The organism is Boudabousia tangfeifanii, assembly GCF_001856685.1.
GTDB lineage: Bacteria > Actinomycetota > Actinomycetes > Actinomycetales > Actinomycetaceae > Boudabousia > Boudabousia tangfeifanii.
The window spans coordinates 497115-524082 of sequence record NZ_CP017812.1; the positions used below are offsets into that span (position 1 = coordinate 497115).

20 protein-coding genes and 4 tRNA genes are annotated in these 26968 nt (G+C 53.9%); 19 read left to right on the plus strand and 5 right to left on the minus strand.

Annotation, left to right across the window (positions count from 1 at the left end; all coding sequences use genetic code 11):
- Positions 1-11 precede the first annotated feature (11 nt).
- The 6 genes from BK816_RS01855 (at position 12) to htpX (ending at position 7550) form a co-directional block, all read left to right on the plus strand.
- A complete protein-coding gene (locus tag BK816_RS01855) occupies positions 12-1535 on the plus strand; it encodes a complex I subunit 4 family protein (RefSeq protein ID WP_071163659.1) in 1524 nt (507 codons plus the stop codon).
- Positions 1532-3100, plus strand: a complete 1569-nt coding sequence (nuoN, locus tag BK816_RS01860) for an NADH-quinone oxidoreductase subunit NuoN (protein WP_071163660.1) — start codon at positions 1532-1534, stop codon at positions 3098-3100. Before BK816_RS01855 ends, nuoN begins: the two co-directional genes overlap by 4 nt.
- Before the next feature lie 22 nt (positions 3101-3122).
- On the plus strand, positions 3123-4124 hold the full coding sequence (locus tag BK816_RS01865; RefSeq protein WP_071164884.1) for a polyprenyl synthetase family protein: 1002 nt from the start codon (positions 3123-3125) through the stop codon (positions 4122-4124).
- A 174-nt stretch (positions 4125-4298) separates the two neighbouring features.
- A complete protein-coding gene (locus BK816_RS01870) occupies positions 4299-5729 on the plus strand; it encodes an FAD-dependent oxidoreductase (RefSeq protein ID WP_071163661.1) in 1431 nt (476 codons plus the stop codon).
- The gene (locus BK816_RS01875; RefSeq protein ID WP_071163662.1) at positions 5726-6586 is read left to right on the plus strand and encodes a hypothetical protein; all 861 of its coding nucleotides are present in this window, start codon (positions 5726-5728) and stop codon (positions 6584-6586) included. Before BK816_RS01870 ends, BK816_RS01875 begins: the two co-directional genes overlap by 4 nt.
- A 91-nt stretch (positions 6587-6677) precedes the next feature.
- Positions 6678-7550, plus strand: a complete 873-nt coding sequence (gene htpX / locus BK816_RS01880; protein ID WP_071163663.1) for a zinc metalloprotease HtpX — start codon at positions 6678-6680, stop codon at positions 7548-7550.
- A gap of 223 nt (positions 7551-7773) precedes the next feature.
- Here the strand turns inward: htpX and BK816_RS01885 are convergent, their stop codons facing one another.
- Positions 7774-8268: a YajQ family cyclic di-GMP-binding protein gene (locus BK816_RS01885; RefSeq protein WP_071163664.1), complete on the minus strand. Its 495-nt coding sequence runs from the start codon at positions 8266-8268 to the stop codon at positions 7774-7776.
- 155 nt (positions 8269-8423) lie between these two features.
- Between BK816_RS01885 and BK816_RS01890 the strand changes: the two genes are divergently transcribed.
- From BK816_RS01890 to BK816_RS01920, 7 genes are all read left to right on the plus strand, one after another.
- Positions 8424-8504, plus strand: a tRNA-Tyr gene (locus BK816_RS01890).
- A gap of 101 nt (positions 8505-8605) precedes the next feature.
- A tRNA-Thr gene (locus BK816_RS01895) sits at positions 8606-8678 on the plus strand.
- Positions 8679-8710: 32 nt separating this feature from the next.
- Positions 8711-8787 (plus strand) — tRNA-Met (locus BK816_RS01900).
- Positions 8788-8843: 56 nt separating this feature from the next.
- Positions 8844-9014 (plus strand): 50S ribosomal protein L33, encoded by a 171-nt coding sequence (gene rpmG, locus BK816_RS01905; protein ID WP_071163665.1) that lies wholly within the window; start codon positions 8844-8846, stop codon positions 9012-9014.
- A 240-nt stretch (positions 9015-9254) separates the two neighbouring features.
- Positions 9255-9980 (plus strand): M48 family metallopeptidase, encoded by a 726-nt coding sequence (locus BK816_RS01910; protein WP_071163666.1) that lies wholly within the window; start codon positions 9255-9257, stop codon positions 9978-9980.
- A 74-nt stretch (positions 9981-10054) separates the two neighbouring features.
- Positions 10055-11302 carry a UDP-N-acetylmuramate dehydrogenase gene (locus BK816_RS01915; RefSeq protein ID WP_083378990.1) on the plus strand — a complete coding sequence of 416 codons (1248 nt, stop codon included), beginning with the start codon at positions 10055-10057 and terminating at the stop codon, positions 11300-11302.
- A 52-nt stretch (positions 11303-11354) separates the two neighbouring features.
- The gene (locus tag BK816_RS01920) at positions 11355-12293 is read left to right on the plus strand and encodes a 2-dehydropantoate 2-reductase (RefSeq protein ID WP_071163667.1); all 939 of its coding nucleotides are present in this window, start codon (positions 11355-11357) and stop codon (positions 12291-12293) included.
- Positions 12294-12420: 127 nt separating this feature from the next.
- On the opposite strand, the gene BK816_RS01925 is transcribed toward BK816_RS01920, so the two are convergent.
- From BK816_RS01925 to BK816_RS01940, 4 genes are read right to left on the minus strand one after another with little or no spacing between them, the layout of a single operon-like run.
- Positions 12421-14418, minus strand: coding sequence for an alpha/beta hydrolase (locus BK816_RS01925; RefSeq protein ID WP_071163668.1), 1998 nt, complete (start codon positions 14416-14418; stop codon positions 12421-12423).
- Positions 14418-15473 carry an adenosine deaminase gene (locus BK816_RS01930; RefSeq protein ID WP_071163669.1) on the minus strand — a complete coding sequence of 352 codons (1056 nt, stop codon included), beginning with the start codon at positions 15471-15473 and terminating at the stop codon, positions 14418-14420. Before BK816_RS01930 ends, BK816_RS01925 begins: the two co-directional genes overlap by 1 nt.
- The gene (locus BK816_RS01935; RefSeq protein WP_071163670.1) at positions 15463-16278 is read right to left on the minus strand and encodes an alpha/beta fold hydrolase; all 816 of its coding nucleotides are present in this window, start codon (positions 16276-16278) and stop codon (positions 15463-15465) included. Before BK816_RS01935 ends, BK816_RS01930 begins: the two co-directional genes overlap by 11 nt.
- Complete coding sequence (locus BK816_RS01940) at positions 16279-17490, minus strand: pyridoxal phosphate-dependent aminotransferase (RefSeq protein WP_071163671.1); 1212 nt, start codon at positions 17488-17490, stop codon at positions 16279-16281.
- A 148-nt stretch (positions 17491-17638) separates the two neighbouring features.
- Between BK816_RS01940 and BK816_RS01945 the strand changes: the two genes are divergently transcribed.
- The 6 genes from BK816_RS01945 to BK816_RS01970 all read left to right on the plus strand — a co-directional run bounded on the left by BK816_RS01945 (position 17639) and on the right by BK816_RS01970 (position 26947).
- Positions 17639-17711 (plus strand) — tRNA-Trp (locus tag BK816_RS01945).
- Between the two features lie 52 nt (positions 17712-17763).
- Positions 17764-17991, plus strand: a complete 228-nt coding sequence (gene secE / locus BK816_RS01950; protein ID WP_071163672.1) for a preprotein translocase subunit SecE — start codon at positions 17764-17766, stop codon at positions 17989-17991.
- Positions 17992-18116: 125 nt separating this feature from the next.
- A complete protein-coding gene (nusG, locus tag BK816_RS01955; protein WP_071163673.1) occupies positions 18117-19088 on the plus strand; it encodes a transcription termination/antitermination protein NusG in 972 nt (323 codons plus the stop codon).
- Between the two features lie 155 nt (positions 19089-19243).
- Positions 19244-19675, plus strand: coding sequence for a 50S ribosomal protein L11 (gene rplK / locus BK816_RS01960; protein ID WP_071163674.1), 432 nt, complete (start codon positions 19244-19246; stop codon positions 19673-19675).
- 96 nt (positions 19676-19771) lie between these two features.
- Positions 19772-20485 carry a 50S ribosomal protein L1 gene (gene rplA, locus BK816_RS01965; RefSeq protein ID WP_071163675.1) on the plus strand — a complete coding sequence of 238 codons (714 nt, stop codon included), beginning with the start codon at positions 19772-19774 and terminating at the stop codon, positions 20483-20485.
- 324 nt (positions 20486-20809) lie between these two features.
- The gene (locus tag BK816_RS01970; RefSeq protein WP_071163676.1) at positions 20810-26947 is read left to right on the plus strand and encodes an endo-alpha-N-acetylgalactosaminidase family protein; all 6138 of its coding nucleotides are present in this window, start codon (positions 20810-20812) and stop codon (positions 26945-26947) included.
- The last annotated feature ends 21 nt before the right edge of the window (positions 26948-26968 follow it).

The window sequence follows — 26968 nt, forward strand, 5'->3', positions numbered from 1 at the left end:
AAGGAAAGATAATGGAAATCCTCGTCTCATCATTTCCCTTACTGAGCCTCGCGGTATGCTTGCCGCTTTTGGCTGCAGTGCTGATTTGGGTGGTTCCACCATTGCGCCGCAACGGCACCACCTTCGCACTGGTTGTCTCAGTAGTGGATCTTGCCCTACTGGTGGGGCTCGCCAGCATGTTCGATTACTCGAAAGCTAGCGCCTACCAGTTCACTGAAACCTACTCATGGATCCCACAGTTTGGGGTTCACTGGGCACTAGGTGTTAATGGCCTTTCGCTAGTCATGCTGCTGCTCGCTTCGGCCTTGACCGTCCTCGTGATGATCACCGAAAACCGAGCCGATCGCGACCGTGAAGAACAGACCGGTTACCTCGCGCTCGTGCTCTGCCTCGAGTTCTTCATGATCCTCATCTTCGCAGCGCGCGACCTCTTCGTGTTCTACCTAGCCTTCGAAGCCATGCTCATCCCGCTGTACTTGATGATTGGCCGCTACGGCATCACCGAGAACCGCAAGGCTGCCGCCCTCAAGTTCGTGATTTACTCCCTCGTTGGTGGTTTGGTCATGTTGGTGGGCGTTATCGCCATCCCAGTTGCTTCGCAGCTCGATCCAAACACCTTCCTCTACGAGCGTTTGGCCACCGCAGGTTTCGACCTCGGCTCGCCAACTGCCAACCTACTGGTCTTCTTGGCCTTCTTCTTCGCCTTCGCGATTAAGGCCCCAATGGTGCCAGTCCACACCTGGTTGGCTGACACCGCCGAGGCCGCCCGTCCAAGCACCTCAACCCTGCTAGTTGGCGTCCTCGATAAGATCGGTACTTACGGCATGATTGTGGTTGGTTTGCAGGTCTTCGCTCCGCAGGCGAAACAAGCTGCTCCCTACATTCTCGTGTTGGCAGCTATCTCGATTCTTTACGGTGCCTTCGCCGCACTTGGCCAGAAGAACCTGCTACGATTGGTTTCCTTCACCTCGGTTTCCCACTTCGGTTTCATGGTGATGGCCATCTTCGTTGGTTCGGCCTACGCCCTGACTGGTGCCATGGTTTACATGGTGGCCCACGGCGTCACCATTGCTGGTTTGTTCCTCCTCTCTGGGGCGCTAATCGAACGTGGTGAAACTGCTGAGATTGCTGCCTACGGTGGCCTTCAGCGAGTTACCCCAGTTTTGGCTGGCACCTTCTTAGTCACTGGTTTGGCCTCCGTGGCTTTGCCAGGTTTGAGCGGTTTCGTTCCTGAATACATGATTCTGCTAGGCACCTACGATGTTTCACCATGGTTGGCTGGGGTCTCGGTCCTTTCCGTCATCCTCGCCGCGGTTTACATCCTCTTGCCATACCAGAAGATCTTTACCGGTCCAGTCGAGAAAGCTCGCCAGCTTCCCGATTTGGACAAGCGTGAACGGGCAGTGATTGCCCCACTGATCGTCGCCATGGTTATTCTTGGCGTTTGGGCTGCACCCATGATTAACACTCTAAGTCCTGTGGCCAGCAGTTCGATCACGAAATACCTATCCGAAATGGAAGTGAGCTCGAAGTGAACCAGCAAGCTGAAATCGCCATCAACTGGGTCGGTCTAGCACCGATCATCATCGTGCTGGGCACCGGTGCACTCCAGGTGCTCTTCGAAGCTTTCATTCCTCGGGGGCTTCGTCGTACCGTCCAGCTAATCACCTCGCTCGTTGCGATCATCCTAGCTTTCGCTGCTGCTGTGGTAGTCGCGAATGCTGGAATCGTTGCCAAGCCGGTGCTTTTGGCTGGCACCGACGTGGTAGGGGATCTACCTGGATTGGTAGCACAGTTCATCCTTCTGATCATTGGCGCCCTAGCTGTCCTAGTGGCAGCCGACTTGACCTCTGCTGGTGACGGTGCCTTTGCCTCGCAGCCAGCTGATCGTCCTGGTTCTTCGGAAGAAGCCTTGTCGGACCGCAACCACTACCAGCGCACCGAATACTTCCCCCTAATGCTCTTCAGCTTGGGTGGCATGATGGTATTCGTCCAGGCCTCCTCGCTACTAACCATGTTTGTAGCCTTGGAAGTTATGTCGTTGCCGCTCTACATTTTGAGCGCCTCGGCACGCCGCCAGCGTCTGATCAGCCAGGAAGCCGGTATCAAGTACTTCCTCTTGGGTGCTTTCGCCTCCGGCTTCTTCCTCTTCGGTTCCGCCTTCCTTTACGGCGCTACCGGCACCATGTCGCTAGCTACATTGCCATCGCCAGAACTACAGCCTTTCATCGCCCAGCACGGTCTTAACGCCGTTGGCCTATGGATGGTTGGCGTCATCATGGTAATGGTCGGCCTCCTCTTTAAGGTTGCGGCCGTCCCATTCCACGCCTGGACTCCTGATGTTTACCAGGGCGCCCCAAGCCCCATCACTGGTTTCATGGCTGCCGGTGTCAAGGTTGCTGCCTTCCTAGCACTTATGCGTCTGGTCGGTGCCGGGTTGCCTGGTACCTTCCCATACATCCGCATCTTCGTTTGGGTGATTGCGGCACTAACCATCGTAGTCGGCACCGTCATGGGTCTACGGCAAACCAACATCAAGCGCCTCTTGGCCTACTCTTCGGTAGCTCACGCCGGCTTCTTGTTGCTAGCTTTGATGGATCTTAACGGTGAACTAACCCATGCATGGCCAGCAGTGCTCTTCTACTTGCTGACCTATGGCGTCGCTACAGTTGGCGCCTTCGGCGTGATCAGCTTGGTCCGCAAGAAGGATGCTTCCGGTGCGGCCTTGGGTGAAGCCGGCGATTTGGCGAACTGGGCTGGCCTTGCAAAGACCAACCCATTGCTTGCGCTAGCAATGACCGTATTCTTGCTCTCCTTCGCTGGTATTCCATTGACTGCCGGCTTCATTGGTAAGTTCTGGTTGTTTATGGGCGCCTTTGCCCAAGGTGGAGCCGTACTCGTCGTGATTGCGGTACTCGCTTCGGCAGCTACTGCAGTCTTCTACTTCCGAGTCATCCGTCAAATGTACCTAGCCGAGCCAGCGGAAGATACCATCGTGGTTTCCTCTGAAGGTTTTGCCGGTGCAGCTATCGTGCTAGCCACGCTAATGACGGTATTGCTAGGACTCGCACCAACCCTGTTCTTCAATCTGCTGGCATAACAGGTAGACTAGCAACGTGAGTTTGAACCTTTCAGCTAAAGACCTGCCTGAGTTGCAGTCCGAATTGTCGGAGCAACTCGGGCAGGTTGAAGAACTTCTTCTCGAATCCGTCCAAGGCTCAGGTGACTTGGTCGATCCGTTGACCTCCCATCTAGCGAAAGCCGGTGGTAAGCGGATGCGCCCACTTTTGGTTGCCCTCTGCGGCACCTTGGGTCCAAACCCAGAACCAGAAAAGCTGGTTCAGGCCGCCACTGCAGTGGAACTAACCCACTTGGCTACCTTGTACCACGATGATGTCATGGATGATGCTCCCTCTAGGCGAGGCGTCAACTCGGCACACATCGAGTGGGACAACAACCGGGCGATTTTGGCTGGCGATGTTCTCTTTGCCCGCGCCTCTCGGCTAGTAGCCGCATTGGGGGCCGAGGCCGTTGACTTCCACGCCAAAACCTTCGAACGTTTATGCTTGGGTCAACTCAATGAAACCTTTGGCCCACAAGGGGGCGAAGATCGAGTTGAGTTCTACCTCCAAGTTTTAGCTGACAAAACTGGTTCGCTGGTCGCAGCTGCAGCTTCCTTCGGGGCGCTCTACTCGGGTGCTAGCGATGAAGTCCGCGAAGCCGTGGCCCTTTACGGCGATCGAGTTGGCGTCGCCTTCCAGATCGCTGACGACATCCTCGACCTCGTTTCATCTGCGGAAGTTTCCGGTAAGACCCCAGGGACGGACTTGCGCGAGGGCGTAGACACCCTCCCGGTTCTTCTCCTGCGTCGTCAAGCTGCCGAAGGGAAGGGCGATGCTGAAGTTGCTCGCATCCTCGATGCGCTAGCTGGTGACCTGTCAGCAGACGAAGACCTAGCTCAGGTGGTATCGGCCATTACCAACCACCCGGTAATGGCACAAACTCGTCAACTTGCTCGCGATTGGGTCGATAAAGCGATCGATGCTTTGGCACCTGTCCCTGATGGGGAAGCCAAGGACGCCCTCGTCCTCTTTGCCAACTCCATGATTGATCGCGTTGCCTAGTCTCTATTTGAGCATCAACCAAACTTCATAAAGAAAAACTCCAGAGAAGAAAATGGGCTAAAACCCCGAAAACTTCTCTGGAGTTATTTTCTTTCACAGTTAAATGCCCTGTCAAAGAACCCTAGATTGCGCTAGAATAAGGCAGACCTTAGTGCATATATAGGAGGCGTATCCTTGTCTACTCGACCCCTTTCGGTAGCTGTTATTGGTGCTGGCCCAGCCGGAATTTACGCGGCAGATATCCTGTCGAAGTCCGATCTGGAAGTTCAAATTGACCTATTTGAACAACTTCCCGCCCCCTACGGTTTGGTTCGCTACGGGGTTGCCCCAGACCACCCGCGCATTAAGCAGATCATCACCGCGCTTTACCGCATTTTGCAGCGCGGCGATATCACCCTCCTAGCAAACGTCAAGATCGGCGAAGACCTAACCGTTGAAGACCTACAGGCTCACTACGATGCGATCGTGGTCGCCACTGGTGCTGATCGTGACGCCCCACTAAACATTCCTGGGGTGGAGCTACCGCAGTCCTACGGTGCTGCCGATTTCGTTTACTGGTACGACGGCAACCCAGACTACCCGCGCCACTGGCCACTCGAAGCCAAATCGGTGGCCGTCCTCGGTGTAGGTAACGTGGCCCTAGACGTGGCGCGCGTCCTCGCTAAGCATCCAGAAGACATGCTGGTCACCGAAGTACCCGAAAACGTTTATCGCGAACTCGAAAAGAACCCCGTCACCGATGTGCACGTGTTCGGTCGTCGCGGTCCTGCCCAGGTTAAGTTCACCCCGCTAGAGCTTCGTGAACTAGGCGAAGTACCTGATGTTGACGTGATCGTTTACGAAGAAGACTTTGACTACGATGAGGGTTCCCAGAAGGCTATTAAGGCTTCAAACCAGACCAAGATGGTCGTCAAGACGCTGACCAACTACGCCATGGTGCCACCAGAGGAACACACCGCCTCGCGTCGCATCCACATTCACATGTTCCATTCCCCAGCTGAAATCTTGGCTGATGAAAACGGTAACGTGCGAGCGCTTAAGACCGAACGCACCCAGCTTGATGGCAATGGTGGCGTGACCGGCACTGGCGAGTTCGTGGAAACCGAAGTGCAGGCCGTTTACCGCGCGATTGGCTACTTCTCTTCGCCAGTCAAAGGCCTCCCATTCGACGAGAAACGTGGCGTGATCCCTTCGGTACAAGGTCGGGTGACCGATAACGAGGGCGAGGTCGTCAACGGCGTCTATGCCACCGGTTGGATCCGCCGTGGCCCGATCGGCTTGATCGGTTCTACCAAGTCTGATGCCGCTGAAACCATTTCCATGCTGGTCGAGGACGCAAATGCCGGCAAGCTCAAGGCCACTACCGATCAGGTGGGCCACGAAGCTATTGTGGCGTTGCTCGAATCTCGCCACGTACCATACACCACCTGGCAAGGTTGGGAACTTCTCGATGCCTATGAACGTAAGTTGGGCGAAGAATTCGGGGAAGTTCCTGGCGGTCGCGGTAGACGCGAACGCGTTAAGGTAGTGTCCCGCAAGGCCATGACTGCCATCTCTCGTGGGGAAGAAATCCCCGCCGACTTGATTGGAAGCGATGGCGAATGAGCACTCCTTCGGCTGATGGGGCGTTGCCCGCAAGCACGCCTTCGTCATCTACTGCCTCGAAGCACCGTTTAACCACTCTGTGGTTTGTGCTAGGACATGTCCTCTTTGCTCTGCTGTTGGGCATGCTAGCTGGCAGTAGTAGCCGAGTGTTCCATGCGCCGCTCTGGTTGCAGTTTACTTTGGCGGCCATAGCCGCCGTCATCTGGCTACTTCCTCTGATTGGCTGGGCCTTGGCGTCCAGCCGGCCACAGGCTTGGCAACTATGGGAGAGCAGCAAGCCATGGCAAGCTAGTTCTGGGACCGATCAGGACTTTTTAGCCGAACTGACATCGCTTGTTTCGGCTGCCGGCTTGGCAGAACCGCAACTGCGGCGCTTACCCAAAAACTTTGCCTTGCCCTATCCACTGGTGGCTTATTACCAAGGTCATTTGGTGGTCTTTTTGCCTCAGGGCTTTACCCGTGACCATTCGCCACAAATGTTGCGATACTTCGCGGCCTTGATTGTGGAACGGCTACTTTGGAAGTACACGCCGGTACTTTCTAGCATTGCGCGCAGTATCTGGAGTTGGAATCGTCCTACTTTGCCTGCGAGCTTGCCCGAGTTGATGCCGCGATATCGTGGCTGGTTCTCGGGAAGAGACTTGCATCCTGCTTCTGCGACCTCGTTCCGCGCCCAATTCGATTTGGCGGCGAAACGCATCGGGGAGTTGCCTCCTGAAGTAGCCAACCTACCGCGGGCACCATTTTCTTCCCAGAGCTACGCGGCGGCCCTTTCGGCTTTGAGTGTTTTCCCTTTGGTACATGTGCCCACTAGGAATGAAATGTTGGATTCGCAGCTTCGAGGACGCCGTAGGTAGGGCTTGCCAGTCCATCTCTGGGCTTTACCGCGGTTTACGCCCTAGTCGATATTTCCTGCAGTTAGAGCAGAAAAACCGGTAGGGTAGTGGCATGCATAGTCATTTTAATGGTGTTAAAACTGCCGCTTTGATCGCGGCCATGATTTTCCTTGCCGGTTTGGCAGGCTCGGCTGTGGCCGCAGGAACTGGTAACCGTATGTGGTTCTGGGGCTTCCTCATCTTCGGCCTCGGATCTAGTTTCTATTCGTACTGGAACTCGGCAAAACTTGCTTTGCGTTCCATGCGCGCTTACCCGGTGTCCGAACAGGAAGCGCCTGCCATGTATCGGATTGTGCGCGAACTTTCGCAGAAGGCGGGGCAGCCAATGCCGGCGCTTTATGTTTCGCCACAAACTACGCCCAATGCTTTCGCTACCGGTCGTAATCCGCGCAATGCCGCGGTTTGCTGTACTGAAGGCATTTTGGCTTTGCTCAACGAGCGTGAGCTGCGGGGCGTCCTCGGCCACGAACTAATGCACGTGTACAACCGCGATATTCTGACGTCTTCGGTCTCTGGGGCCATCGCTGGTGTAATTACTTCGGTGGCTCGCATGTTCATGTTCTCGGGTCTTTACGGGGGCCGAGGACGACAAGAAGGTCAGGGCGGTTCTGCTATAGGTTCGATTCTTTTTGCGATTGCTGCCCCGATGGCCGCAGCTGTTATTCAGATGGCGGTCTCGCGTACCCGTGAATATGACGCTGACGAGGACGGGGCTAAGCTGACGGAAGATCCGTTAGCGTTGGCTTCGGCTTTGCGCCGTCTTGAAACTGGGGTGGCAGCTGATCCAATGGCTCCGCAGGGGAATACTGAACTGGTTTCTCACATGATGATTGCCAACCCGTTTGGCAACTTGCGCAATCTATTTGCCACCCACCCACCAATGGATAAGCGAATTGCTCGTTTGGAGCAGATGGCCGGTTACTAAGTGGTCAGCAGTTATCTAGGGGTTGGTTTCGCGCAAAGCCCTGAGCCTAGTGCCTAGGTGTTGAACTAGTCCCAAGACCAACACTGAAGCGAGCAACAAGCCTGAAAAATATATAGTTTGGCGCCCTCGAAAAATATTTCGAGGGCGCCAAACGTTTACCTAACGTGCGGGAAGGTAAAGGCTAAAACTACCTTGTTTCCTAGTTAAAAGCAGAGGCGTAAACTCAGCGGTAGTTGACGAATTGGAGAGCCGCGTCGAGATCTTTGCCTTTTAGTAGGGCGATGACAGTTTGCAGATCGTCACGAGACTTCGAGGAGCAACGTACTTCATCACCTTGGATTTGTGCCTTGACGCCCTTGGGGCCTTCGTCGCGAATAATCTTGGTGATCTTCTTAGCGATTTCCTGGCTAAGGCCTTCGCGTAGCGCACCGGCCAACACGTAAATTTTACCGGAGGCTTTAGGTTCCTTGTCGCCAAGATCAAGTGCCTTGAGGGAAACGCCACGCTTGGTTAGCTTCGAACGCAAAACATCAACAATAGCCATCACGCGTTCGGGAGTATTGGCTTGCATGGTGACGGTATCGCCCTTAAAAGTAATTTCGGCGTCTACTCCGCGGAAATCGTAACGCTGGGCAACTTCCTTAGCAGCCTGGTTGACAGCGTTGTCGACTTCCTGACGGTCAACTTTGCTGACAATATCGAATGAAGAATCGGCCATTTTCTTTCCTTTCTACGCTTTCAACCTAAGATTCTACCTTGTCTAAACAAAAAGTGTGAGGGAAGGCGCATTGCTTGCGGTGGCACGAGGGGGAAAAGATTTGTTATGCTATTCCGGCAATGCTGATTCAGCCAAATGGTTGAAGATGTGTTCACGGTGGGTTGCCCGAGCGGCCAAAGGGATCTGACTGTAAATCAGACGCGCAAGCTTCGGGGGTTCAAATCCCTCACCCACCACAACCTAGCAATAGGTACAGCATGAAAGTGCTGGCACGTGAGACATCTTACGGTTTTGAACTTGCGAAAGTTAGTTCGAAAGCGGTAAAGTTTTCCGCGTTGCCCCGATAGCTCAGTAGGCAGAGCGTCTCCATGGTAAGGAGAAGGTCAAGGGTTCGATTCCCTTTCGGGGCTCTGGTAGTGACCGATTCTCGGTACCGCCAAGTGGCGGGGTAGCTCAGCTGGTCAGAGCGCACGACTCATAATCGTGAGGTCGCGGGTTCGAGCCCCGCCCTCGCTACCAAGACATCGTCCACGCCGCCCGGAGCGGCTATGTAATACAAGAAGTGAGGAAATAACGTGGCAAGCAAGTCTTCTGACGTTCGCCCGAAGATCACTCTGGCATGCTCTGAGTGCAAAGAACGTAACTACATCACCAAGAAGAACCGTCGTAACACCCCGGATCGCTTGGAACTAGCTAAGTACTGCCCGCGTTGCAACAAGTCAACCGCGCACAAGGAAACCCGCTGAGGTTTCAAAACACTAACCGTCACTTCGGTGGCGGTTTTTTGTTACCCAAAATTCGGGGTAATAGAGGCCAAATCGAGTCGGTCGATTTAGAATACTCGTGCTAGTGGCGAGCGAAATAAACACACAAGGTTATTTGCCCGCAAATCTCGCATTTACTTTTAGCTAGGTAGGCGCACATTTTCAACGCTTAGGTATAGTTATATCGGCCCGAGGTACCCGAAGCTGCGATAAGGAGTCTTGATGCTAAAAGAGTCTCGTCGTGAGATCGCAGTTGGTTCACACCTCGTAATAGCAGAAAAGAAGCGGGTCAAACACTTACGTTTGCGTCTAGACTCCCGCACTGGTCAGCCCTATCTTTCGGTGCCCTTGAGGGTTTCTTGGCGTTACGCCACCAGTTTTGCCCAGTCGCAACGTGACTGGATTGACCAAGCCCAATCGCGCATAAAAACTGACCAGCGTTTTCCACCCGACTATGCTTGGCATGAAAATTTGACCGTTTTTGGCCGTAGTTACCAAACTCGTTATGAGCTTGCCGGCCGTCCTAAAGTCTTTTGGCACAGTGGACAGTTGGTCTATGCTGGGCCAAAAACACCTGGGGCAGACCCCGAGCAAGCACAGCGAGCTCTCTTACGCTTCTATCGCCAAGAACTAGCTACGTTGGTAGACCTCTTATTGCCTTACTATGCACAACAACTTGGGGTGGAAGCAAAATCGATTCGCTATAAACGGATGCGTTCTCGTTGGGGTTCAGCACAAAAAACTACTGGTGCCCTCAACTTTAATCTGGAACTAGCAAGGCGAGAATCCCGTTTCGCTGAGTATGTCATCGTTCATGAGCTTTCGCACTTGGTCCATGCCGATCACTCACCAGCTTTTTGGCAGACCGTCACTAAGGTTTTGCCAAGCGCGCGCAACTTAGCCAAAGCACTGGGAGATTCGCCGGCCCCACTGGGCGTTTTGCGCTAAATAGCTACTTATTCCCGTGTTCGCCCTGAGAGCGGATTAGTGCACCTTTCCTTGCCTACTAGTAAGGTTTAAGCATGACTGATTTCCAAGTACACACCAAGATTTCTGCCCCTACTGCCGCTGCGGCTTGTGAATCTTTGCCGGGCAAGGATTGGGGTCCGCTCGAAGTAGCAACGCCCACTGTGCCTTCAGACCGCCGCGTCCTCGGCAAGCAGCCCACTTTTGCCGACCTAACCACCATGGGCGTCGGCGGCACCATGGAGACTCTGGTGCAGGCTCACACCGAGGCCGAAATTATTGAGGCCGTAGCTGCTGCTGACGAGGCCGGCAAGCCTTTGTTGATGCTTGGTGGGGGATCGAACCTGGTGGCCTCGGATGAGCACTTCGATGGCACCGTGGTGATGGATATGCGCCAGCGCTACCAAGTCACCGATGATTCTTCTTGCGGCGGCGCCACTGTGGTAGCTACTGCTGGTGTGCCTTGGGACGAGTTCGTGGCCTTGAGCATTGACAGTGAGTGGATGGGCCTAGAGTCGCTCTCTGGTATTCCAGGTACTGTCGGGGCCGCTCCTGTCCAGAACATTGGTGCCTACGGCCACGAGGTTGCGCAAACCTTGTCTTCGGTGCGCGTCTATGACCGTTTGACCAAGCGCGCTCGCACGCTGGCTCTGGCCGACTTGAAACTCGAGTACCGCAACTCGCTACTGAAGCGTTCGATCACCGATGAAGAAATCGGTGGCGGACGCACTTGGGGCCCGACCGGGCGTTGGGTGGTTCTCGAAGTCGAATTCTTGTTCCGTCATGCCTCGCTTTCGGCACCGATCGAATACGATCAGCTAGCCAAGCACCTCGGAGTTGAAACTGGCCGCCGCGTGGACGCGAAGCGGGTACGTGAAGCCGTCCTCGATATTCGAGGGAGTAAGGGCATGGTACTAAACGACCAAGATCGCGATACTTGGTCTTCTGGTTCCTTCTTCACCAACCCGATCATTCCGCTCGAGGTCGCCCAGCAGCTACCGGAAGGCGCCCCCACTTTTGAGGTCCGCGATCAGTCGAACACTACTGGGATTCGTTCCAAGTCGCCGGTCATCCCAGGGATTGCCAAGACTTCTGCTGCCTGGTTGATTTCTCGCGCTGGCTTCGAACCAGGTTTCGCACTTTCTGGCGACGCGAAAGCCGCTCTGTCCACCAAGCACGTTTTGGCCATCACAAACCGTGGGGGAGCTACTGCCGGAGAGATCAAGGCCTTGGCTGACCGCGTAGTAGCTGGTGTACAAGACCAGTTTGGCATTACGCTAGTGCCAGAACCAGTTCAGATCTGAGCTGGCCGAGGACGTCCTCGACCAGAAAACCAACACCTAGAAGGGAATTGGCATGAGAGTTGCGATTGCTGGCTCGGGAGCCATGGGCTGCCGTTTCGGATACATGATGAGCGAAGCCGGCCACGAGGTCGTGCTACTTGACCGTTGGCAAGAACATATTGACGCGATTAACGCCAATGGTTTGCGCATCGACTGGGAAGGTGAAGACCGCGTCGCGCACCTGCCTATCATGCGTCCAGAGGAAGCCACCGGCGATTTTGACTTGGTGATTTGCTTTACCAAGGCACTCGGCCTCGATCCGATGCTCAAGGCCATGCAGTCAGTGCTGAAGGAACACACCATGGTGCTGTGCCTCCTTAACGGCATCGGTCATGAGGAAACCGTTTCTAAGTACGTGCCTGCCAGCAACTTCCTGTTGGGTACCACCATTTGGACTGCCGGTTTGAACGGCCCAGGTCACGCCCACCTTTACGGTTCGGGTACGGTGGCCTTGCAGAATACTGATGGTACGGACGAGGGCGTAGCTGCCGCGAAGCGGATTGCGGAAGTCATGGACGCCGCCGGGCTTAACACCGAGTTCTCCGCGAATGTGAAGCACGCGATTTACCGCAAGGCAGCCCTCAACGGGGTAGTCAACGGTTTGTGTGCCCTGCTCGATTGCAACCTCCAGTCCTTCGGTGACACGGTGGCCGCGGCCGAGGTCGCTCCAGTGATCGTTTCCGAGTTCGCCATGGTCGCCGCCCTCGAAGGGATCGAAATGGATCAGGAAGAAGTCAATGCCTATATTCGGAGCATCTACTCACCTGAAGCAATCGGCGAACATTACCCGTCCTTGCACCAGGATTTGATTCAGCAGCACCGTCTGACTGAAATCGACTTCCTCAATGGGGCTGTGGCTCGTAAGGCTAAAGCTGCTGGTTTGCGCGCCCCTTACTGTGAACTTGTCACCTACCTAGTGCATGCTAAGGAACAACTACTTGGCGCCAAGTGATTTGTTCATCGTTACTGGCGCGAGGTGAATTCTGCGGTTATCACCAAAACCCGCAGAATCCCAAGCATCAAGCTAACTAAAAAGTGGAGCGCTACTGGACATTTTGTCCGTAGCGCTCCACTTTGTTTTATGACAAGAATGGTTTTAACAGCCCAGCAACATAGCTTGCTAGCCGAGGATCGAACAGCGGTAGGGTATGGCCCCAAGCCGGCCAAACGATTGGCTCGGTATTATCTGGGGTACTAACCTGCAAGGTTTTGAAATCCCAAGCAAAGTTGATTGGGTAAACCGGTCGGTTTTCGAGTGAATCTTGATATTTAGCCAGCTGGAAATGCGGTGCTTTCGGGCTGAGCCGACCAATCGCGGATTTCGACCAGAACAAGTAGCCCCATTTGCTACCACGGTAGGGCGTGGCAAGGGTGACAATAGCCTGCACCTGGGGCACGCTTTGCTCGCCCGTAGCTGCCATTTGATCCCACAAATTCGCCAGCTCGTGAGCAATCAAACCACCTTTAGAATGCCCCAAAAGCACTACCTTCGAGGTACCCAGCTGGGCACGCCACTTTCGATCGACCACTTTCGCCAGTTCGCTTGGCTCAGGATGCGAGGTTCCCAAATCCGGCACCATGATGCGCCAACCCGAGTAATGCAAATATTCGAGTAGTACCGCTAAAGATGGCCAGTGCTCGTTAATGCCAGGTAAGGCTAAAATGACGGGCCCTTCACCTTCACTCCAGCGGGCGGGGGGAGTGACCTGACGCGAGTAACGCCATAACGAGGCAAAGTCTCGGTAGACTTCGGTTGCCAGGGTTTTGACCGCCCTCGGCAAATGTTGGCTAGGACGACCGAGGTCGCCAAAGGCACGCAAGCCACTAAGCTTTGGTAAATCCTGCGGGCTCGGCAGTTCAACTTGGCCAATGAAGCGGCGAAAATCGGGCAGATCACTAAAATCGGGTAGTTCTGTGGGGTCAATGTTTGCCGTTATCTTAGAAAGCGTCGGCAACTGGACAAGCTCGCCCAGATTTTGCCGTTGCTTCAACTTGGCTAAATCTTCAATCCTTGGCAACTTTAAATGCTTTGCATCAGCTTTTGCTTCTGCCCGATTTGTAGGAGCTGCCTTTCGCTCAGCCACGGTGGGCCCGATTTGTCCCGAGGCAGAAACAATTTGGGTGGCCAACCATTCGTCGTGGTCAAAAAGCACTGAATGAGCCGCATTGGTGGCGATGGCACTAGTTACCGTGGGGCGCTCTTGGGGGCTTGCTTTTGCTTGAGCGCTATCGCCTTCGTCCTTGGACTTAGCAGTTTGAACGGTTTGCTGGCATGGGGCCGGTTCTACTTCTGGCCCTAAGCGCTTGGGCTCGTCCTCGGCCGTGATCCCCCGCAGGTAGTGCGAGATTTCTTCCAACCAGGCAGCGGGGGAAACATAGTCGTATTCGCCGCGAATCAAATGCACTCTAGTTTTCGGATCGAGGGCGTCCAAGGCGGGCTGAGCCGAAAACTCGCAGATAGAGACTAGTGCGCGAGCAAAGGTCGGCAGCCCGCACTCGAAATATCCTTGGATGGCAAGGCGAGCTAAGCCTGGTGGCTCGTGGCGACTTGCCCAGACGAAACGACCACCAAGGCGGCTCGGACCAAGCGTTTGGGCAGCCGGTAACCCTAATAGGACTAGCGTATTGGGTGGCACCAGTGCCGCAGCTTGGAGGGCCACCTGGGCCCCCATCGAATGTCCCACCATGGTCAGATTTGGCTTCGCCCATTTGGCTGGAAGGTTTCTAACGACCTCGGCCACAATCTGAGCGTAGGTGCAGATGCCTAATCGACAGCCTGGCTTTAAAGTTTGGCCAAAGCCGGGAAGCTCGAGTGCTACTACCGCACCGGTGATCTGTAGCTCGGCAATCAGCCGGTGAAAATACCTGGTCGACAAGCCCAAACCATGTACTAGCAGATAAACCTGGGCTGGAGTTTGGGAAAACGCTTCGGATGCGAGTGGCATCTGGGTCGAGGGACCGTGGCCACCTAAATACCCAGAGTCGACGGGTGCATAGTAGCGGATATTGTACTGCCAGCCCTCATAACGTCTAACACTGACGCGAACTGGTTTTACTTCACTAGGAATCTGGGGCATCAGGCATCCTTGGGAGAAGTTAGGAGCCACTGGTCGACCTCGGCCAACCATTGTCGTTTGGAAGTGTCGCTAGCTAGGCTTGATTTGATGGAACGTCGAGCGATTTCAGCTAGTTCCTCATCGCTAAAGCCGAGCTCTCTGGCGGTTTCATACTGATCCACCAGGCGCGAGCGGAACAGTAACGGGTCATCAGCGTTGAGCGAGATTAAGGCGTCAGAATCATATAGTTGCCGCAATGGAACTTGCTTGGCGTCAGAGAAAACGCCGAGGGACACATTAGAGGCGGGACAAACTTCAAAAGCTACGTCGCGGGCAACGAGTTCTTCCAACAGTCTGGGATCTTCGGTGGCCCGAATTCCATGCCCGAGGCGAATCGGTCCAAGGTGTTTCATCACGTCTTTGACCCCGTTTGGGCCTCGAAGCTCACCGCCGTGGGGGAGGGCAGCTAATCCTGCTTGTCGAGCCAGACGGAAAGCTGGCTCCCAATCGAGGGCGTTACCGTTGCGCTCATCGTTGGACAAACCAAATCCGACGACTTCTCCGGGCTGATCCCCAGCGTATTGTCGCGCGAGGCGAGCCAAAGTGCGAGCGTTTAGCGGGTGTTGCATTCTCGAGGCCGCCACGATCACTGCGACTTCGACTCCGGTGCGGGCACTGGCCTGTTTGGCTTCGTCCAGAATAATCTCGAGGGCGGGAGTGATGCCCCCGACGAAAGGGGCGTAACTGGTCGGATCGACTTGAATTTCTAGGCGTTTAGAACCTTCTGCGGCATCGTCCTCGGCTGCTTCTTTGACGATTCGGCGCATGGTTTCTTCATCCCGAACGAGGGCGCGGGCGGCATCGTACGCACGTTGGAAACGGAACCAGCCACGGCGATCTGCGGGCAAGCGCAGGGGATGATGGTCGAGCAGATTTGCCGGCAGCCGGATCTGTTTAGCCTGCGCCAGGTCGGTTAGGCTCTGAGGTCGTAGGGAGCCGGTGAAGTGCAGGTGCAGGTGGGCCTTGGGTAGCTTGCTAAGATCCCGACCCGACTGCTGGTTGAGGTTATTTCCCATCTGCCTGGCAGCGTTGGCTAATCCACTCGGCAATTAGAGCCATGAGTACTGGGCCTTCGGCCTCGTTCAAGACTTCATGTTTGGCCGCCGGAATGGTCATGAGATCGACGTTAGGCTGTGCCGGTTGTGCCTTGCCAGCGGACTGCTGGAATTCATGAATCGCCTTCTGATCGACAATCTCATCTGATTCACCCACGATAATCAAGGTATCTGGCGACCAGTGAGGGGCACGTTCGACAACTCGCTTGCCCAAAGCAGCCATTGAACTGCCTGTCAATAATGGAACCGGACCAACATAGTTCAGTGGGTCGTGCTTGTAATGCTCAACCACTTTGGGGTCGAAACTCAGACCACTGGGATCAAAGGGAGAAGCGGGAATCTTCGGAAGAAGTTTCCCGGCCTCGTAAAGAGCGTCAGCTACCGGACCGGGCAAACTGGGGTTGATTCCCAAAGCTGGGCCGGTTAGGACCACTCCGGCAACCCCGTCAGGCTTGGCCAAGGTCGAGGCAGCAGTGATTAGTCCACCCATGGAGTGTCCGATCAAAAACAGGGGAAGCTGATGCTGTTCCTGGATTTGTTGACGTACTCGATAGTGTTGACGAACGAGGTCGTTAACGTTGACCTGAGCTCGAGGGCCAGTGGACTTGCCATGGCCGAAGTGGTCATAACGGTAGGTAGAGATGTGGTGTCTAGTCAGCATCTTGACGAGCGGAGTATAGCGATCAGCATGCTCCGCATAGCCATGAGTGATTAGCGCTATCGCCTTAGGCTGCTTAGCGGGAGTGTAGACACCGTGGAGGTACATTTAACCCTCCACCCCAAACATCTTCTGCAGGCGGGTGATACCTTCCACCAGGTCGTCGTCTCCCAATGAGTAGGAGAAACGCAGGTAGCCAGGAGTACCAAAAGCTTCACCCGGAACTACCGCAATTTGTGCGACTTCGAGGATCAACGCAGCCAAGTCGGTTGAAGTTTCTACCTTTTTTCCAGCAATCTCTTTGCCGAGGACGTTTTTGACTTCTGGGTAAACGTAGAAGGCGCCCTGCGGGGTCGGAACCTCAAAGCCGGGGATCTTTCGAAGCATTTCTACCATGGTGAGCCGACGACGATTGAAAGCTTCACGCATACTTTCCACTACGCTCAAGTCTCCGCTGACTGCAGCCAACGCAGCTTGTTGAGCAACGTTACAAACATTGGAAGTTAGATGGCTCTGGAAGTTGGTGGCGGCAGCAATAACATCGGCTGGGCCGATCATCCAGCCTACTCGCCAACCAGTCATGGCGTAAGTCTTTGCTACCCCATTTAGTAGGATGGTTTGCTCTGCTAGATCTGGACAAACTTCCAGCACGGAGGTGAATTCGACACCGTCGTAAACTAGGTGCTCGTAAATTTCATCACTGATTACCCAGACACCGTTTTCTAAAGCCCAATTAGCTATCGCGGCAGTTTCTTCTCGAGAATAAACTGCCCCAGTTGGGTTGGAAGGAGAGCAGAAAACTAAAGCTTTGGTGTTTTCAGTGCGCGCTGCTTCTAGCTGATCGACAGTAACTTTGTAATCAGCCTTAGCATCGGCCACCACTGGAACTGCGCTAGCCCCGGTAAGGGCGATTGCTTCTGGATAAGTGGTCCAATATGGGGCCGGCAATAACACCTCGTCGCCTGGATCCAAAATACTGGCGAAAGCTTGGAATACTGCCTGTTTGCCACCATTAGTAATCAAGACGTTATTAGGGTCTACTGTTAGGTCTCGCTCGTTAGCGAGTTTCTGGCAGATTGCTTCACGTAAGGGGAGCAGACCCTTGGTGGGGGAATAGCGATGATTCGCGGGATTCGCAGCGGCTTCTTGCGCGGCTTTAACAATGTATGGCGCAGTAGGAAAATCAGGTTCCCCCGCACCAAAACCAATTACTGGAGCGCCGGCGGCTTTAAGTGCCTTTGCTTTAGCATCAACCGCCAAGGTGGCAGACGGAGCAATGGCGGCAAGACGGGCGGAAATACGACGGGCGTTACTACTCATGTGTTAATCGTGCCACGGGATGGCGCAAAATGCATATTACAGGCGCAAATTTTGCAGAAAACTAAGAGATTTTCTGTTCAAGTGGACGAAAGGATATTTAGTGTCTATACTGTTCCGAGTGCGAAACACGGAAACGTGTCGTAGCCGTAGGGCAGTGGCGCAATTGGTAGCGCACCGGTCTCCAAAACCGGCGGTTGTGGGTTCGAGTCCCGCCTGCCCTGCTAGTACTATATAAAAGTACTTAATGGGACTTCAGTATTTTAGGAGGACAGCTTGGACGAGGCGCTCAAGTCTAACGAAGAAGAAAAATTGGGTTTCTTCGGCCGCATCATGCTGTTCATTCGCCAGGTAATCCTAGAACTTAAAAAAGTTGTTTACCCAACCAAGGATGAGCTCTGGACCTACTTCCTCGTAGTGATCTTCTTTGTGGCTGTTTTAATGGCTTTTATTGGTCTAGTAGATCTCGGTATGGGATGGCTCTCAGCTAAGATCTTTGGCTAATCTGACGAATAACGCTGTCAGCCTGTATAATCAGAACGTAACGTTTGCCCGGCCCTTGTAGGCCGGGCAAAATCATATCTTTTAACACCCCAGGAACTGCCTGGTTTGTCGGTTAAGGAGTATTTGTGAGCGACGAACAGAATGCCGCAGAAGTAACCCCAGAGGAAGAACTAGAAGCTACCATGTCGGAAGCTCAAGTAGAAGACCTTGCTAATGAAGTTACTGCTGAAGCAGAAGAAGAAACACCAGCTGTACAAGAAGAAGCTGCGCAAGAAGGCGTAGCTGAAGAAAAAAGCTCAAGTTTAAACCTTGCTGAGGTAATGTCAGAACTTATTCCTAACAAGGATAAGGAAAAGAAGGTTGAAGAACAGTTTGGCGAAGAACAGGCTCGAATTGTAGCTCAAGCGGTAGTAAGTGCTGCCAAGGCTGCAGATCAGCCAGTAGATGTGGAAAAGTCGGTTGCACACTTTCTTAATCAGTTCCGCACCTACGCTCGGTTCCTGCCGGGCAACTGGTACATTGTTCACTCTTACTCGGGTCACGAGCGTAAGGTGAAAGCAAACCTAGAACAGCGCGCTTCGACCCTTGGCATGGAAAACTACATTCACGAAGTACTCGTGCCAATGGAAGAAATCGTTGAGATGAAAAATACTCAGCGCAAGAAGATCACTCGCGTGCGCATGCCTGGATACGTGATGGTTCGTATGGGACTTGACAACGATAATGCGGTTCTTCGTCTGGTTAAAGATACTCCAGCAGTTACCGGCTTCGTGGGCGATTCGCGTCTAAAGGACCGTGAAGATCAGATTCCTACTCCTCTTTCTTTCCAAGAGGTTTACAACATGATTGCTCCTGGAATTGAGCAGTCCTTCTTGCGTGCCCTAGAAGAAGTAGCTGTTGCAACTCCAGAAGCAGCAGTCAAGGTTGAGTTCGAAATCGGCGAAACCGTTATGGTGGTCAATGGTCCATTTACTGGCCAGTCTGCTTCCGTTGCAGAAATCATGCCGGAATCGAAGAAGCTAGTCGTTACTTTGACCCTATTTGGTCGCGATACTCAGACCGAGTTGGCCATGACCGACGTTTCCAAGGAAGAATAATCTTCCTCCCAAAATGTGAAATTGGGCGCCGGCTTTGCTTTGCAGGGCCGGCGCCCGTATCATAGTTAATTGCGTCCGACTTAGGTCGGGTGTATTTTGTCCAGTCGACTATCGTTTGATAGTCGTTCCGTAGCTAAAATTAAGGACCCTGATTTATGGCTCCCAAGAAAAAGGTTACCGGCCTGATCAAACTTCAGATCCAGGCTGGCGCCGCTAACCCAGCGCCTCCAGTAGGTCCCGCGCTTGGTCAGCACGGCGTTAACATCATGGAATTCTGCAAAGCCTACAACGCTGCTACCGAATCGCAGCGCGGCAACATTATTCCAGTTGAAATCACTGTTTACGAAGATCGTTCGTTTACCTTCATCACCAAGACCCCACCAGCATCCCAGCTCATTAAGAAGGCTGCCGGTGTTGCTAAGGGTTCTGGCGTACCTCACACCCAGAAGGTTGGCAAGCTAACCGGTGCACAGGTTCGCGAAATCGCCGAATTCAAGATGCAGGATTTGAACGCCAACGACATCGAAGCTGCCGCTAAGATCATCGCTGGTACCGCCCGTTCCATGGGGATCGATGTGGAAGCCTGATCGGCTTTCCACCGTAATCTATACGTTAAGCACCCCCGTGGTGCCGTGGTAGGGCCGCGCAGCCCTGACCACAACTGCTAAGGAGAAATGCAGAATATGAAGCGCTCGAAGAACTACCGCAAGTCTGCGGAAAAGATTCACGCTGGCGAACTATACGCTCCACTTGAAGCGTTCCAGCTAGCTAAAGATACTTCCACCACCAAGTTCGACGCTACCGTCGAAGTTGCTTTCCGTTTGGGTGTTGACCCTCGTAAAGCTGACCAGATGGTGCGTGGTACTGTCTCGCTACCTCACGGTACCGGTAAGACCGCTAGGGTCCTGGTCTTCGCCGTTGGTGACAAAGCGCAGGCAGCATTGGACGCCGGTGCTGACGAAGTCGGCGGCGACGAACTAATCGAAAAGGTAGCCAAGGGCTACACCGACTTTGATGTAGCAGTTGCTACCCCTGACTTGATGGGCAAGGTTGGTCGTCTAGGTCGCGTGCTAGGTCCTCGTGGTTTGATGCCAAACCCCAAGACCGGTACTGTCACCATGGACACAGCCAAGGCTGTTAAGGAAATCAAGGGCGGTCGTATTGAGTTCCGCGTTGACAAGCACGCCAACCTTCACTTCATCGTTGGTAAGGCCTCCTTCTCGGTCGAACAGCTCGTGGAAAACTACGCTGCTGCTCAGGAAGAAATCTTGCGTCTAAAGCCAGCTTCTTCCAAGGGCCGTTACATCATGAAGGCAACCGTCTCCACCACTATGGGTCCTGGCATTCCATTGGATGCTTCCAAGACTCGTAACCTCCTCAGCGAGAACGCTGCCTGATTTATTCAGCTTTAAGCCCCCTGACCATTTTGGTCAGGGGGCTTTTTGTTCCTTGGGTATCGGTACAACAGGTAGTCGCACACAAGCTTCTGGGACTTTGTGTCCGCTCTAGTATATTTCACCTGATAAGACAAGCTTAATGAGTACCTTCTTCTGCTTCTGTGCTGAAAATTATGCAGAACGGTGGTTAAAATATAAGGGTTGAAACATGTGTTTCGCCATGCTGTCTGCCTCAGCACCGAAGCTGGGCGGGGCCTGTGGAACTTCCACACTCGGTAGGATTTCTCCTACCCGGCGGGTTCTAATGAAAGGACGACGACGTTCATGTCAACTAGTAACGGAAGGAATAGCCGTACTACCGTCTCTGCGTTCGTCACGCTGGCTATGCTCTCTACCGGTTTGTGGGCCTCAGCTCCCTCGGTGGCTCAAGCGGCAGAACCAAAGGATGTTACGAGCTTAATCGTTCGTGATACCGCGCGTGTCGACTCCACCACCAAGGCGGAGGGCGCAGGCAACGGTACAGCTTTGGCGGCTATCGATGGAAATAAAGCCACTTATTGGCATACTGAGTGGAGTGGGACTAAGCCACCACCACCACATTACTGGGAGGGCCGTTTTGAAACGGCCCAGCCACTTTCCCGAGTCGTATTGACCCCACGTCAATCTTCCGGTGGCTCCGGTCGAGTCAAGGGGTACGAACTTCGCGCTTCTAACGATTGCTACGAGGGCTCCGCCCTCAATAAAGAAGCAATTGAGAGCTGGGAAGTTTTAGCTAAAGGTAGTGCTGCGGAGGAAGAATACCGTAGTAAGGACCTAGTGATTGATGTTGCGCCAAACAAAGTCAAGGACGTCAAGTGCTTTGCGGTTAAATACCTGTCCGCTTGGGGCGGCCTAGCTGGGTATTCGGAAACGGTTGCTTCATTAGCAGAACTTCACGCATGGATTAATACCACTCCTGCGGCAACTCCTTCTCCCGAAGCCCCATCAGAACCTGCACCTCCAAGCGGGGAAGCTCGTCCTTTGCCAGCAGAACTCACGGCAGTACCTGAAGGAGCTCATGAGATCACTGATGGTAACTTGACTGTGCGTTTGTTCCCAGATGCGCCTGCGGTAGTTAACTACCAGCTGAACAATAAAACTATCCGTGGTGTCTATGGAACTCCAGTTAAGAAGATTGAAATTGGTAAATACGCCTCTCAAAAGGGCGCACTGAATACCAACGAATATGACTTCACGGTTGGTCAGGTCACCAAGACTGCTACAAAGGTTACCTACCCGTTGACCGTGACTGGTTTGGCTGGTGTCAAACTTGACGTGGTCTATGAACTCAAAGACGGCAACCTGGTGATGTCTTTGCAAAACGTCAAGGACCCAGGCAAGCTGGTTAATACCATCGCTTTGCCAAAGACTCCTTTGATGTCACTCGGTTCTGATGATGCCCAAGCTACTATGTCTTCGGCCCGAGTGGTAGTTAACCGTGCGTACAAGTCTGATCGGTTTGAAAAGGTCGTCTCTAGCGAGCCATATGATGAGCGCAAGCCCGTCTACATGGCAATCATGAACAATAAGGACTTGGCTGCTGGCTTCGAAGGTAATATGACCCTTGACGGAGGCCTGGGAGCTTCTTCCGACTACGACACCCCTCGCTTCTGGATGAACCTGAGCGAAGCCAATAATGCCAAGATTGCGACAGTTACTCCTTACCGTTGGGTTTACCGTTCCCGTGGTGCCGACCTCGGCATTGGGACTGAAGACAACCTTTTTGTAAAGGTGCGTTTGACCGAGGACGCTAACTCCGATGGGAAGGTTGACTGGCAAGATGGCGCGATTGCCACTCGCGATGTTTATGACAAGTATGTTGGTTGGAATGATGTCAAGAATCTTGTGATTGGCCGTATTCCGTTCAACATCGTCTCCCAGGCTACTCACCCCTTCTTGCGCACTTTGGATGACACCAAGCGTATTTCGCTTGCTACTGACAACCTTGGTCAGCAAGCAATCTTGAAGGGCTACCAGTCAGAAGGGCACGACGCTGCCCACCCGGACTACGGTGGTCATTACAACGTTCGTGCCGGTGGCTTGGAAGACCTAAAGAAGCTGGTCAACGATGGCAAGCAGTACAACACCACTTTTGGTGTCCACATTAACGCCATCGAAACTTATTCTGAAGCAAAGCACTTTGGTGACACCGTCCGGTATCCGCTAGTAAAAGCTTGGAACTGGATGAACCTGGCATACCGCATGGATTACATTAAGGATCTGGGTTCAAGGAACCTAATCAATCGTATCCAGCAGTTCCGTGAAGAAGTACCGGACAACATGTCCTACTTGTACTTCGACACGCACTTCCCCTACGGCTACCAGAATTTGAAGATGGTAGACGAAATGAACAAGGCTGCAGTTGCGGCAGGTCGCGCACCTTGGCGTGTTGCTTCCGAATGGGCTGCATCGATTCCTCATGCCAACACTTGGTCGCACTGGACCCAAGAAGAACGCTATGGTGGTAAGCATACTAAGGGCTACACTTCCCAGATTATGCGTTTCGTCTTGAATCAGTCGCGTGATACTTGGAACCCGAACTCGATTTTGGGCAACTCCAATATCGTGGAGTTCGAAGGTTGGACCAACCATCAGGACTACCAGGGCTTCATCGACAATGTGTGGCAGCGTAACTTGCCGACCAAGTTCCTTCAGCAGTCACCAATCGTGAAGTGGGAAGAAAACAAGATCACCTTCGAAAACGGTACGGTAGCGACCTCGCCGCGCTCTTCGTTGATCACTGATTTTTCTGGTACCGACCTCGGTAAGGACCGCACCATCAACTACAAGGGTGTGGTGGTTTACAAGGGTGGTAACTACCTCTTCCCGTGGACTGACGGGGGCGCAGAACGCCTCTACCACTACAACCAAGATGGTGGCCAGACAACCTGGACTTTGAACAGTGACTGGAGCGGCTACTCGACCTTGAAGCTGTACAAGCTAACTGATGATGGTCGCAAGCTGATCAAGGATGTCCCAGTCTCGGGTGGCCAAATCACCTTGGATGCGGAAGAAAACACCGCTTACGTTCTCTACCCAGGTACGAAGGCGCCAGCTGCTCAGAACGTTCAATGGGGTGCTCACACTCGGTTGAATGACCCTGGTTTCTACTCCGGTAAGCTCGATGGTTACCAGAAGACTGGCAAGGTTTTGGTTAAGCCGAACGCTCACAACAACCGTGAAGCTGTCTTCGGTTCCGGGGCTGCTTCGCTATCGCAGACGGTTACTTTGCCTGCTGGTGACTGGAACTACTGGACTTGGTTCGAGATTAACCCAGGCCAGAAGCGTGACTTCACCATTTCTGCCGAGGGCTCTGGCGTTAAGCCAACTAAGTACCAAGCCGGAGAAACTGGCAAGGTGGCCACCACTGTAAACCAGTCTGCTGCTAAGAACTTTGTTGGTTCTGACGAAAAGCACGACTTTAGAGGCAATTCGACCTGGCAACGTATCCGAGTGACTTTCCACTTGGATCAGGAAACTCCAGTTACCTTGAAACTTGCTGCAGGCGAGGGTGATACCCAGATCAAGGTTGACGATCAGCGTGTAGTACCTTTCGTGGCACCTACTGATCCAGCCCCAACTGATCAGACTGTGCTCTTCGACGATTTCGAAAACGTGGACACTGGTTACTGGCCATTTGTCGGCGGCACTGTTGATCAGGGCGATGCTCGTACTCAGCTAGCTGAACGCAACGAACCATTCTCGCAAGCAGGTTGGGACGATAAGCCAATTGATAACGTGCTAAGTGGAAAGTGGTCTTTGCTAGCTCACCAAGAAGGTAGCGGTGTGATGTTCCGTACCGTCCCTCAGTCGGTGCCAATGGAAGCTGGTCACAAGTACCGGGTATCTTTCCAGTACCAGGCTAAGCACGGTCCAAACGCCGCAGGCGCTCCTGCCAATAAGTGGCGGCTAGTTTCCGAAGCACCAAATGGTGAAGGTGGTTTCAAGCGAGCAGTGCTAGATGAGGAAGGCCTCGAACGAGCTGCTGGTACTACCAAGACCTTCGTTAAGGAATTTAGCGTAGACACCTACACTCCAGTCTCGATGGAATTTGTCCACCGTGGTTCTGGCGATGTTTGGGATGACTTCGCTATCGACAACTTCCGTTTGGAAGACTTGGGTGAAACTGAAGTTGCTCCAGCTCGGGCACAACTAGATGCTCCAGTTACTAAGGTAGTTAATGCCGAACCAAGTGAAGTTCCAGTTAACTTGATTTCGGAAGAACCCAAGAATGCTACCGATGTCACTTGGACTCTAACCGGCCCTGAAGGTTGGAAGGCCACTCCTAAGGCTGGCAACCCAACCACTGTTGATGCAGGCCAGACCGTTACTGGTAAGTGGGATGTGACTGCTCCGGTCGATCAGACAGAAGCAATCATGACCGCCACCGTTACCTACAAGATTGATGGCCGTGTTCACTCCCTCAGTCACCCAGTACGCGTAATCGCCCTCGAAAAGGAAAAGCAGCTCCTCTCGGATCAGCCTGTTCCAAGTGGATCCCGGAATGGTTGGGGTCCAATCGAACGCGATATGTCCAACGGTGAATCTGATTCCGGTGATGGTACGACTCTGACTGTTGCTGGTCGCACCTACGAGAAGGGCCTTGGCGCTCACGCAGTTAGCTCCGTAACTTACCCAGTACCTGCTGGTTTCGATGAGTTCCGCACCCTCATTGGGGTAGACGATGAAACCGGTCGAGGCTCGGTAGAGTTCGAAGTTTGGGTTGATGGCCAGAGGGTCTATGGTCCAGAAGGTATGCGTGCGGGCACTACCGCTAAAGAGGTCCGCATTCCTGTCAAGGGTGCAGGCAACGTCACCTTGAAGGTCAAGGACGGCGGCGATGGTGTTGGTGGCGACCACGCAGACTGGTTGTTCCCACGTTTCATTAAGAGTCCAGTTGCTCCTACTCCGGAGCCAAGCGTTGAGCCCACTCCTGAGCCAACTAAGGAACCAACTCCGGAACCCACCAAGGAACCAACTGTTGAGCCGACTACAGAGCCAACTCCAGTTCCTACCCCGGCTCCGGAGCCAACCAAGGAACCTACCGTTGAACCGACTCCGGTTCCAACCCCAGTTCCCCCGGTTAAGCCTGAGCCTACTCCGGCTCCTAAGCCACCGGTGAAGCCGACTCCGGAACAGCCGAAGCCGCCGGTTAAGCCAGAGCCGACTCCGGTTTTGCCTGATCCGAAGCCAGAGCCGAAGCCGTTGCCTCCGGTTAAGCCGCAGCCTCCGGTCACGCCTGAGCCAACCAAGGAACCGGCACCGAAGCCAGAGCCGACCCCGGCTCCTAAGCCTCCGGTAAAGCCGACTCCGGAACAGCCGAAGCCTCCGGTAAAGCCAGAGCCAACTCCAGCTCCTAAGCCTCCGGTTAAGCCAGAACCTACCCCGGTTTTGCCTGATCCGAAGCCAGAGCCGAAGCCGTTGCCTCCGGTTAAGCCACAGCCTCCGGTAAAGCCGACTCCGGAACAGCCGAAGCCTCCGGTTAAGCCTGAGCCCAAGCCGCAACCTCCGGTTAAGCCTGAGCCCAAGCCGCAGCCACCGGTTAAGCCTGAGCCCAAGCCGCAACCTCCGGTTAAGCCTGAGCCCAAGCCGCAGCCACCGGTTAAGCCTGAGCCCAAGCCGCAACCTCCGGTTAAGCCTGAGCCCAAGCCGCAGCCACCGGTTAAGCCTGAGCCCAAGCCGCAACCTCCGGTTAAGCCTGAGCCCAAGCCGCAACCTCCGGTTAAGCCTGAGCCCAAGCCGCAGCCACCGGTTAAGCCTGAGCCCAAGCCGCAACCTAAGCCTTGTACTGATAAGGAATACAAGGTGACCCGTCCTCGGGCTCCACGTCCTGAGTTCCAAGGGTTCAAGGACGTCTCACTCGACAACTTCTTCGCCGGTGAGATTGAATGGATGCGTGCCCAAGGGTACTCGACCGGTTGGCATGACCGTACCTTCCGTCCTCTCCTCGGGGTGGAACGCCAGGCAGTGGCCGCCTTCTTCTGGCGACTAGCTCACGACCGTGCTGGAGAACCAGCACCAAAGGCTGCAAAGTCTTTGTACCGTGACGTGACTAAGAACCGGATCTTCTCGAAGGAAATTACTTGGCTAACTGAAACCGGTATTTCTACCGGTTGGGCTGACGGAACCTTCCGTCCAGATGCTCCTATTGAGCGCCAAGCCTTTGTAGCTATGTTGCACCGTTTCTGCACCAAGTTCGAGCAGGCATGTGTGCCTGGTCTTGCCAAGTTGCCAGCAGTAGCTCCACACTTCAAGGACATGGATCTGTTCGGCAGCCACATTGGTTGGGCCATCAACGCGAAGATCACTACTGGTTGGCCGGATAACACCTTCCGACCAAACGAACCAGTACATCGCGATGCTGTTGCCGCATTTATCTACCGTGCAACACACGCAAAGATCGACGTTCAGTGCAAGAACTAGCCACTGAACTGAACTAAAAGT